The sequence below is a fragment of the Colwellia sp. genome (assembly GCF_013215345.1).
GTDB lineage: Bacteria > Pseudomonadota > Gammaproteobacteria > Enterobacterales > Alteromonadaceae > Colwellia.
Genome location: NZ_JABSOV010000128.1, coordinates 1 through 10435, shown reverse-complemented (window position 1 = coordinate 10435; position 10435 = coordinate 1). Strand labels below are relative to the sequence as shown.

Genomic DNA, 10435 nt, shown 5'->3' with positions numbered 1-10435 from the left:
GATGTTTCTTGCAATTCATCGGCAATAATACGTTGCTTGTGTGAGGCCTTTTCAATGTCATTAATGATGCCTTCAATCGAGTTACTGGCGCTTTGTAATAGATTTAAGCGCGCTGTGATTTGCTTCAGTGACTGTTGTGTTTTCCCCGCGAGTTGGCGAACTTCATCAGCGACCACGGAAAACCCTCGGCCATGATCACCTGCCCTTGCCGCTTCAATAGCAGCATTCAGTGCCAATAAATTAGTTTGATCGGCGATGGCGCTAATAACATCAACAATAGAAGTAACCGACTTAACAGAGTGAAACAGTGAAGTAATGGCGCCTTTACTTTCCTTTGCCGCTAAATTGGTAGATTCACTGGCCGCCAGCACTTGTGCAACATGATGCTGACTCACTGCCATCGCTTGTTTAGTTGCTTGGGCATTGTTAACCACTTGTCCTGAAAGCGTATTAACGGTTTCGGTTGCCTCACCTAAGGCTTGCATAATTTTTCTCGCCCCTTGTACATGCTCACTGGTAGTATGCGATGACTGGTAAATACTTTTAACCTGACTTTCCATGGTAGTTAAGGCTTTGGCCACCAAATCAAGTTGCTCTGCTTTGTCTTTATCGTCTTGCGCTAGCTTATTAACCATATGATTAAAGCTGGTTGATATCTCACCAAACTCAGTACTTTTATCAATATTGGTAATATTATCTACTTTACCCTGCACCATTAATTGTACAAAGCTATCACGTAAATTCCGTAATGGCTTAAGGATGACATTACGTTGTAAGCCATAGTTTGCTAAAAGAAAAACAACTAAAAAGATTAACAGCCCAATGACAATAAAATAAAGCTGCTCATTCATCTGCTCCTGCTGTTGGGATATATCCGCTTCACCTTGCATGATAGCGTTTTCAATATTGCCCACTTGCTTAGCTAATAGCGCTAAGCCCATCTGCCTTTGTTGTTGCTGAGCTAGGGTGTTTTCTAATTCGTGCTGATAGCGGTTAAATAATGACTGTAATTCACTGATAGCTTCAATACTTAAATCTTCCGGCTCTTCACTATCACCAAACAAGTCTTCATCATCAAGTTCCTCACTATCACCTTCTTGATAAATAGCTAACGCCGGCTGTACTGATAAGAAGCGACCTAGGCTTTGCAGTTCTTTTAGTATGGGGTTTATCGATTGAATATTACCCTGGTGCTTGGTAAAAATAGCTTCTCGGGCACTAACTAAATCCGCCAATAATTTCCCTATAGCTTGGGTTTTAATAAGGTAATTAAACTGTGCCTGTAACGGTAATACTGCTGTAACTTGTACATAACTAGCTAGATGATTATTGATGGCGAGCATTGCTTGTTCACCATTACGCAAGAGCACTAAGGGATCGCCACTTAACTTACCCATGGCGCGAAATTTAGTGTTGATATTATAAGCGAGTGCCTTGGCTTGCGTGTCGATTTGCTTAGAGAGTTTATCGATATTCAAACTATGTGTTTGTTTGACTATATTAGTCAATTGCTTTTGCGCCTTATTCAGCAAGGCTGCATCACCAGTTTGTAAATACTTAACTATGGTGCGATTAAACTCAACGGTCGTTAAAGAAATAAGTGCCTGATAGCCCTTATATTGCGCTTGGCTTTTACTTAAAGATTCACCAACGTGATACATGGTTGCCAGAAAGATTGCCGCAAAAATACTGATTGCCGAAACAGACAAGCGGGAGAAGCTAGAAACGCGCATGACATGGATGCCTTTAAAATAAATTAAAGGCAATAATCACTTATTATTATGACAATAAGGTTACATAAATATGACAGATTTATGTAACAGGGATGATGCTGTTAATTATCTCTTAAATTGAGTCCAGCTTAAGTAGTTGGCTTTGGAATGGCTTGCTTAACATAAACATCGAAACGATTTTTTTTCATGTTAATGCTCATCGACGGTTTTTTATTTGCCAATGGTGGTGCATAACTTGGTCGTTTTACTACAACTCGGTATTTAGCTAGCGCGAGTGCTGGTTCAAGCAGACCATCTGCATCAAGATCTTCACCAACAAGGGATTGGAAAATGCGCATTTCTTTTTTTACCGCGGCAGATTTTTCCCTGTGAGGATACATAGGGTCGAGATAGACCACATCAGGCGCGTTAGCTAAGTCCATGTCCTCTAAGGAGGAACCGTGAATTAACTGCATGTTATTAGCAATATCGGCAACTTCATGATTGAGTTTCGCGCGCTCAATACCGTCATATAAAAGTGCAGCCACGACAGGCATACGTTCTAATAAGGTGAGCTTACAACCCAAGCCAGCCAAGACAAAAGCATCGCGACCAAGACCAGCGGTAGCATCTAAAATATGGGGTTTAAAACCATGTTTTAAGCCTACAGCTTTGGCAATATCTTGACCACGACCACCACCAAATTTACGTCGGTGAGCAACTGCACCTTCAACAAAATCGACTTTAATAGCACCGAGTTTAGGTTCATCTAACTTGCACAACTCTAGTGCGTGGTGATGCATTTGCAAGATATACTCAAGTTGCGGCTGTTTCTTGGCAGCGGCAACATCCCCCAGATAATTAAACTGCCATTTTTTGGCCAGTCGTTTAGCGTATTCGCTATCGACACTGTCGACATAACCTAGGGCGATGTTATTAAGGTATTCGCTGGCAATAGTTGCGCTCATTAGCTTCCTATGTGCTTGTCCAAGAAAGACAAGATTTTTGTATTTAATACCAATGTCATTAAATTATTGCCCACTTGTGCTGGTTAAAATTCTCCAAGGCTGCGTTGCTCTCAATCCCAATAGCCAGCTATTGGTCAATCGAGCGTCTTGCTTTGATTTATTTTTCCAGCGCACAACAAGATCACAAACTTAATGAAACTGGTATAACTCTAAAATATTATCCTCATTATATAGTAATGAAATAGGGAATAACCATTATTAAATCACTACGCCTAAACTGAAATAGTTCACAAAAAATTAACAATTACAGTGCTTTCATATTAAAATATAAACACTTGCTCCTTTAATCACACAAAGTGATAATAGATAACTGAGTAATTTGTATACTTTTTTAATCTCACAGGAAAAACTTTTGTCATTATCAGATGCAGTTAATAAACACATATCGACACCAAGCCCGCAGCTTTGTGCCGTAACCTTGTTGGGTAATTTAGTGGCAACACCAGATATTCGTTATCGCGCGAATCCTGCCACCGCGGTGACTGAGATTGTGTTAGCAACATCGAGTAAATGGTTAGATAAAAGTACTAATAAATATAAAGAGTGGACTAGCTACCACCATGTGAAGGTGGAAGGTGAGTTGGTAGAGCAGGCATTGTTACATGCTAATAAAGGTGACATTATCTTACTGCATGGTTATTTAAGTAATATTAAGCCAGCTGCAACGGATAAAAATACTAGTCTCTCGGGTATAGTGCACGCTAATTTCGTGCAAAAATTCAGTAAAGGCTATACTCAAGCAATTAACCAAGTGCATTGTAGTGCGCAATTAATATCACAGCCTAAGCTGATGTTAACCGAACAGAATAAAAATATAACTCAAGCCAACATTGTTATTAATCAGCATATTTATAATACCGATAAACAAGTGTGGCAGACTATTTCAATAGAGCGAGCTATTCATGCTTGGGGTAAACAAGCGCTGTATTTAGCTGAACATGGCAATATTGGCGATGAACTGATGTTAGAGGGAAAATTAAGTTACACCAGCGGTGCTAACAAAGATCAGTTTATTGAGATAAAAAACGTACATTTATTTAAAGGCACCTAGGCATACCAAATAAGAAAAAAACGAAATCGTTAGCAAGATACTGAACTATGGATGACTCAACTCAATGCTTACAGTAAAAAAAACACTACTTTTATTTTTTCCTCTATGCCTGCTGCTATTAACTAACAACAGCAATGCTAACAATAGAGCCAATCAATATCTATTACAAAAAATCGCGCAAGCTCCTCACGCTAAGGGTAAGCAGAGCCAGTGGATTCAGCTACTTGAGCAACCTGGCAACAGCCAATATTATTACCTTGCTAATCAACAAGGCAAAATTTATCAGCTAGAGCAAGATAACCCGAAAAACACTGCTTTATTGCTGGATTTGCAGAAGGTTTCAGCTCAAGTGCCAATACTGCAATTGAGCGCTTTTACTTTACATCCCAATTTTGCCCTACGTGATCAAAACGGTTATGGTACTTTCTATACCGCTCATGTAGAGGAAGGTCTTGACATCAGCAGAGCCAAACGCATACAAGAGCCCGCTGTCACTATGGAGTTATCTTTTGATGCTGTGGTTACTGAATGGCAATTAACCCCAACTAGGCAAGTCGATATTTCAAGTCAACGTGAAGTATTAAGAGTCGCTATTGCCCGCGTAAAAGATGGCATTAATCAATTGAGCTTTAACCCCTACAGCAAGTCATGGCATGATGATTTTTCTCAGCTCTATATTGCGCTTGCTCAAAACCAAAAATTAAAACAATACCCACTTTATTCTGGTGCTATTTTACGTATACATCCACAAAGAGTTGCCACGGGAAATTATAGCGTACCTGATAGCAATCCTTTTTTCGCTAAAGAGAAAATTGAAAATGCCATTTACCTACTAGGCGCAGGGCAAATAAAGCAATTTATTTGGCCTGACAAATACTCGAATAAGTTGCTGATCTCGCATCTATATCACTATAAAGACACCGAGAAACATTGGTTATCTTATAGCTATGGCGGGGAAGATTGGCGGAGTTCCTCACCTAAAAAGTTTTTATACCAAAATGAAAAACCTTTAACTGCCAATAGCCTGTTAGTGTACCGAGGTCAAAATGCGCCGTCCTTGCGCAACAAACTCTTACTGCTTACGCAAAACAAGCAACAATGGCAACTCAGTTCATTAGCAAATGGTAACTCCACCACTAATTTAGGTATACAACAACGACAAAAAACACTATCACCACCGCAACTAGAATGGCAATTACAGCAAGCTGCATTAATTGCCAATCAACTGACGCTCTTTCGTGATAACCGTGGCGAATTGCTTTTTTTCAATGAAGACACTGGCGCTATCTATCAATTATTCCAGCAAGATATAATTCAAGGTTACATGCCAAATAACTATGATACAAACCAAGACGGAATTGATGGCATGACTTTATTTATTGTTATCACTATTGTTTTACTGGCTGGTTATATTTTTTACCAAGTTAACATCCGACAAAACTCAGCTAAATCCTTTGTCCGCAGAGAGTTCGCTAACTTAGCATTTACCGGTGATAAGTCAGCTTTAAATTTATTTAGACGTCACCAACACAAAGCAGAAACCACGATTGCCCTAACGGATATTACGCAGTGTCATCTTTTACTGGGTGATTTAGTTATTGCGACCATTAACACCACGCTTGGTCATGGTTTTAATGACCAACAAGAACAAGCGCTGCGTGAGATATTTCATCAAGAGCAAGTGAATAAAATGGTCGATGGTAAAGTTAGACGCATAAGCTTCGACATTTATACCGGTGAAAAAAATAAGTACATCATTTGTTTATACCTACGCAAAGGCAGCGATAGAATAACCAAAAATAGTTATTTTGCCGTGGTTGATGATGTTATTAACTGGTGCTGGCAAATTGCTGCGGAGATCAATGGCGAGCATACCGAGGAGCGTTCGTTAAAACCTAAAATCACTGCCGCAGAGATTGCCCTAGCAGAGCACAAGACCCATGATGATACGCCGCTGCATACACAAGCAGAGATTATTAGACCTGCGACCCACCCTCAACCTCCTGCAGCAGTTAATGGCCGAGCACAAATGACTGAGACAAGAATTCCTCAGCAAGATAGTGCTAGCATCACTTTAGCTAACCATCATGACACCACAACGATAGAAGCTGCTAAAGTAGAAACAGATTTAGTGAATGCCTTAGAAAAATTAGTTAAACTACAGCAACAAGGTTTTTTAAGTAGCGATGAATTTTCTCAAGCCAAAGCCAAGCTGTTAGACAGTTTAAATAAAGCAGAGTAGTTCATTCACTTGGTATAATAATGCTTTCTAAGTTTATCCAATTTTCCTCCCGCGCCAGTACCATTAAAATACTGGCGAGCCTCATCATGATAATTATTGTGATGACTGGCTTATATCAGTGGCTGGTACATACACCAGCACTGACTTCAACGGCTAACACAGCGCTAACAGAGACTGGCTTTAGCTTAAGCCAGTGGACAATTGCCTTAGTTGAACAGTTTAACTGGCAGCAAGAAGACAGCTCAACGTCTTTTAATACCCTATTACTGTTTATATTTTTATCACTGGCAACCAGTATTGGCTTACCTAGGCAAATTGCCGCGTTAGTCGCGGGGATTAACTTAGGTGCTTTTATCGGCATGATTATAGCGACATTGGCAGCAACACTCGGCTGTCTAATTACCTTTAGTGTTGCCCGCTATCTATTAAGCGACAAGATTGCTGGTAAATACCCAAGTAAACTGGAAGAATTATCGGCTTTTCTTGGCGAACAAACGTTCTTAAAAGCCATCATTATCCGTATATTACCTTTAGGTAGTAATTTCCTAACCAATATTATTGCTGGGGTTAGCAAGGTATCAATGCCCGCTTATGTCAGTGGCTCTTTTGTTGGTTTTATCCCACAAATGATAATATTTTCCCTTGCTGGCAGCGGTATACGGTTAGGGGCACAAAATGAACTAATAGCTAGCGTGACCTTATTTGTTATTGCGCTTTTGTTAACGGCTTATTTAGTGAGAAAGCATAAAGCAAAAGCTAGATAAGATTAGCGGTTTTCTGTCGGTTACCCATACTACAACAAGAGGCTTTGCTCAATTTTATGGTGCACGTCTGTCGCATCCACTAAAGATTTTGCCGTCAAACTTTCTACACTATAGACCTCTGTAGTTACGCCATATTTTTCACGGACTTTACGCAGTAACAAATCAAAGTCGCCATCCCCTGAAAGTAATATAACGGTATCAACCTCTGCTGCAGCCTCCATAATATCTATGGTTATGCCCACATCCCAATCACCTTTGGCTGAACCATCACGGCGTTGGATATAAGGCTTGAGTTTTACGTTAAAACCAATATGTTTCAGCGCTTTTTGAAATTTATGCTGTTGATCATCACTGCGTTGAATAGCATAAGCGTTAGCGACGATAATATCACCTTGCGCCATCAACTCTTGCCACAATAAACGGTAGTTAAATTGCTTAGCAAAAGCATCTCTAGTGGTGTAATAAATATTTTGTACATCGACAAATACAGCGATTTTTTTCAATGTGAACTCCTAAAATTAAAGGTACTTTTGTGCTCTCAAAGACAATAGATTCAGTGTGCTACCACTTTCCCCACAAACCAAGACAATTTTAACTAATGGTGCTAAAATCCCATTTTTATAGCAGTTTATTTATTCGAGCGATACAAAATGTTGGCTTTACGTTCTTTTTTCTATTTTTTATTAAAATACCCGCTTAAGTTACTGGTCCGTAGTAAAATTATTACTGACAGTCATAGTATTACTGAGCAGGCAAGTCAGCCTATTTTTTATATCGTTCGCCATAAATCAGCGTCAGATCTCTTAACCTTACAACATGCTTGTAAAAAACAGAACCTGCCTGACCCTCTGGGGCAAGTAACCATTAATGGTAAGGTTTTTCAGCGCACACTTTGTTTGGCAAAACCAACACCACTGTTTTCGTGGCGCAAAGCCGGTAAAACGACAGCAACCGCACAAGGCGTAGAGCTTTTAAATCAGCATGCTCTTGATGAAAACCTCGATGCAAAATTAATTCCTGCCAACCTAATATGGGGTCGTACACCAACCAAAGAGCGCAAGAACCTCAATATTGGTACCTTGCTTGCGGATCAAGAGTCGCCAAATTGGTTACGTAAGTTTTTTATCGTACTTTTTTTAGGTCGCGATACCTTAGTACGTTTTAGTGAAGAATTTTCTTTTAGAAACATCTCTGAAAATCATGGCACTGATGAAGTCGCGGCTCATAAATTTTTACGCGTGGCTCGCTTTCACTTTCATCGTCAAACCATTGCCGCAAAAGGCCCAAGATTAATGCATCGCAAGCAAATGTTCACCGCATTGTTTGCCAATCCTTCGGTCAAACGCATCATCAGTGACGAAGCAAAAAGTAAAAAAATACCCGAAGCAGATGTTAAAAAACAAGCGCTAGCCATGATGAATGAAATTGCTGGTGACTACAGTGTCTCTTGGGTACGTTTTGGTGAAATTCTTTTACATTGGTTATGGGCGCGTTTATATAGCGCCATTAACGTTAGCAATGCCAAGGTATTACGTAAATTAGCGCAAGATGGTCATGAAATCATTTATGTACCATGTCATCGTAGCCATATGGATTACTTATTACTTTCTTACGTTATCTTACAAGAAGGCCTAGTAATGCCGCGTATTGCCGCGGGTATTAACTTAAACTTTTGGCCGGCAGGCACCGTTTTTAGAAAAGGCGGCGCCTTTTTCATTCGTCGTAGCTTTGGTGGCAACCGTTTATATTCGACAATTTTCCGTGAATATTTAGGACTTTTATTTGAACGTGGCTATGCCGTTAAATATTACACCGAAGGTGGCCGAAGCCGCACTGGCCGATTATTAGCACCGAAAACCGGCATGCTGGCGATGACCATTCAAAGTCTACTGCGTGGTATTGATAGACCGCTAACCTTAGTACCCGTTTACCTAGGTTATGAACACGTGATGGAAGTCGGCACTTACCATAAAGAATTAAGTGGTGGCGAGAAAAAAGGCGAGTCGATATTTGGCGTACTAAAAGCCATAAAGAGTTTGCGTAACTATGGTAATGGTTATGTAAATTTTGGTGAGCCAATGAATATTAACGAGTTTTTAAATAAACAAGTACCTGATTGGAAAGACGCAATAGACCCTATTGATCCACAAAAACCGAGCTGGTTAACGCCGACGGTCAATGTACTTGCTAATCAAGTAATGGAAAATGTCAATAAGAGTGCCGCGTTGAATGGCGTCGCATTAACAGCTTTGATATTACATGCCAGCAAAAACAAAGCGTTGTCTAAAATTGAGTTGGAAACGCAGCTCGATTTTTTCTTAAATTTACAACGCCAAGCACCTTTTAGTGAGCAACTGACCATTCCAGAAGAAACCGGTGCCCAGTTACTCGCCCATGTTATTTCACTCAATAAAGTGACTATTACCGAAGATAGCTTTGGTAGCTTGGTATCACTTTCTGATACCGCCAAGCTGGAAATGCGCTATTACCGTAATAATATTTTACATACCTTTGTACTGCCGGCACTTATTTGTCGTTTACTCGATAGACATAACAAAATTAATCAAGACGAGTTAGTTAGCAAGGTACAAGCGTTAATGGCTTTACTCAAAGAAGATTTATTTTTATATCAAGATAGAGAACAAGTTGCCAAGCAAACCCAACAAGTATTAGCCGCTTTACAAGCAAGCGATATCACGAGACTGAGCAAAGCTGGTTTTTGGTCACTGACTGACGATATGGTACTGCTTAGCCAAGTTCACGCCATGGCTGAGTGTGTTGATGAAAGCCTACAGCGCTTAGCAATTATCACTTCGCTAACCAGTCGTTTAGGACCTTTAAGTAAGCGTGATTTAGAAACTAAAGTCGTGGCGATTGCCAAGCGATTATCAGTATTAAACAATATTAATGCGCCAGAGTTCACCGACAAGCGTGCGCAAGCAACCTTGATAGCGAGTATTCGAGAGCAAGGTTATATTGAACTAAATGATGATGGTTTACTGATCGCCAGTAGTAGCATGGCTGAAATAAAAGCCACAGTGATTAACTTGGTTGATATTGAAGTATTACAAAGTATCGCCCGCTAGCCCGAGCACTGCTGTTTAAGACATATTTTGACAAAAAAAACACCCCTGCATATTGAACCAGTGGTGTTTTTTTTGGTCTATAACTTTACTTATTGCCACTGTTATTATCATTAAAATCATGAATACTCTGTGTTAAAGGGATCTTACACTGCCATTATTGTCTCGGTACTACTGCATTTATTACTATTAATTGCCTTAATTTACGGAGCAATGAACTCTCCTAAGGTTATCAAGCAAGAACAGCCTAAAGTCACCGTAATCAAAAGCTTTTTATATGCTGCTCCTAAGATAATCACAGTTAAAAAAGTCGCGAAAAAAGTAATCACTACTGAAAAAATTGTCACAGAAATAAAACCGCCAAAAAAGATAAATGCTCAGAAAATTGCTATTAAAAAGCTATCTGATAATTCGCAGTCAAAAGTTTCCGCCAAAAGACTGCTGAATCAGCCAGTAGCAATAACAATGCCGATAACTACACCAATGAATAAAGCACCACCGACACAGGTTACTAATACTGTTAAAAGTGAAACGATAACAACGATAAATAAGGTA

7 protein-coding genes and 1 pseudogene are annotated in these 10435 nt (G+C 39.8%); 5 read left to right on the top strand and 3 right to left on the bottom strand.

Annotation, left to right across the window (positions count from 1 at the left end):
• A partial coding sequence (locus tag HRT50_RS15510; protein ID WP_291616100.1) for a methyl-accepting chemotaxis protein occupies window positions 1-1733 on the bottom strand: 1733 nt, incomplete at its 3' end.
• Window positions 1734-1861: 128 nt separating this feature from the next.
• Entirely contained in the window at window positions 1862-2680 is an 819-nt protein-coding gene (locus HRT50_RS15505) for a class I SAM-dependent methyltransferase (protein ID WP_291616098.1), read from the bottom strand.
• A gap of 412 nt (window positions 2681-3092) precedes the next feature.
• Here HRT50_RS15505 and HRT50_RS15500 point away from each other — a divergent pair, with 412 nt between their 5' ends.
• The 3 genes from HRT50_RS15500 to HRT50_RS15490 all read left to right on the top strand — a co-directional run bounded on the left by HRT50_RS15500 (window position 3093) and on the right by HRT50_RS15490 (window position 6797).
• Window positions 3093-3791 (top strand): single-stranded DNA-binding protein, encoded by a 699-nt coding sequence (locus HRT50_RS15500; protein ID WP_291616096.1) that lies wholly within the window; start codon window positions 3093-3095, stop codon window positions 3789-3791.
• A gap of 64 nt (window positions 3792-3855) precedes the next feature.
• A complete protein-coding gene (locus tag HRT50_RS15495; protein WP_291616094.1) occupies window positions 3856-6033 on the top strand; it encodes a hypothetical protein in 2178 nt (725 codons plus the stop codon).
• A 20-nt stretch (window positions 6034-6053) separates the two neighbouring features.
• Complete coding sequence (locus HRT50_RS15490) at window positions 6054-6797, top strand: TVP38/TMEM64 family protein (RefSeq protein WP_291616092.1); 744 nt, start codon at window positions 6054-6056, stop codon at window positions 6795-6797.
• A 29-nt stretch (window positions 6798-6826) separates the two neighbouring features.
• On the opposite strand, the gene HRT50_RS15485 is transcribed toward HRT50_RS15490, so the two are convergent.
• Complete coding sequence (locus HRT50_RS15485; protein ID WP_291616090.1) at window positions 6827-7300, bottom strand: NYN domain-containing protein; 474 nt, start codon at window positions 7298-7300, stop codon at window positions 6827-6829.
• Window positions 7301-7447: 147 nt separating this feature from the next.
• On the opposite strand from HRT50_RS15485, the gene plsB reads away from it, so the two are divergent.
• Window positions 7448-9883: a glycerol-3-phosphate 1-O-acyltransferase PlsB gene (plsB, locus tag HRT50_RS15480; RefSeq protein WP_291616088.1), complete on the top strand. Its 2436-nt coding sequence runs from the start codon at window positions 7448-7450 to the stop codon at window positions 9881-9883.
• Window positions 9884-10012: 129 nt separating this feature from the next.
• Window positions 10013-10435, top strand: a pseudogene (locus tag HRT50_RS15475) (hypothetical protein); the annotation flags it as partial.

Excerpts from the sequence above, each read along its gene's own strand:
- HRT50_RS15495 (WP_291616094.1), top strand. The coding sequence starts at position 3,856 with ATGCTTACAGTAAAAAAAACACTACTTTTATTTTTTCCTCTATGCCTG.
- plsB (WP_291616088.1), top strand. The coding sequence starts at position 7,448 with ATGTTGGCTTTACGTTCTTTTTTCTATTTTTTATTAAAATACCCGCTT.
- HRT50_RS15490 (WP_291616092.1), top strand. The coding sequence starts at position 6,054 with ATGCTTTCTAAGTTTATCCAATTTTCCTCCCGCGCCAGTACCATTAAA.
- HRT50_RS15505 (WP_291616098.1), bottom strand. The coding sequence starts at position 2,680 with ATGAGCGCAACTATTGCCAGCGAATACCTTAATAACATCGCCCTAGGT.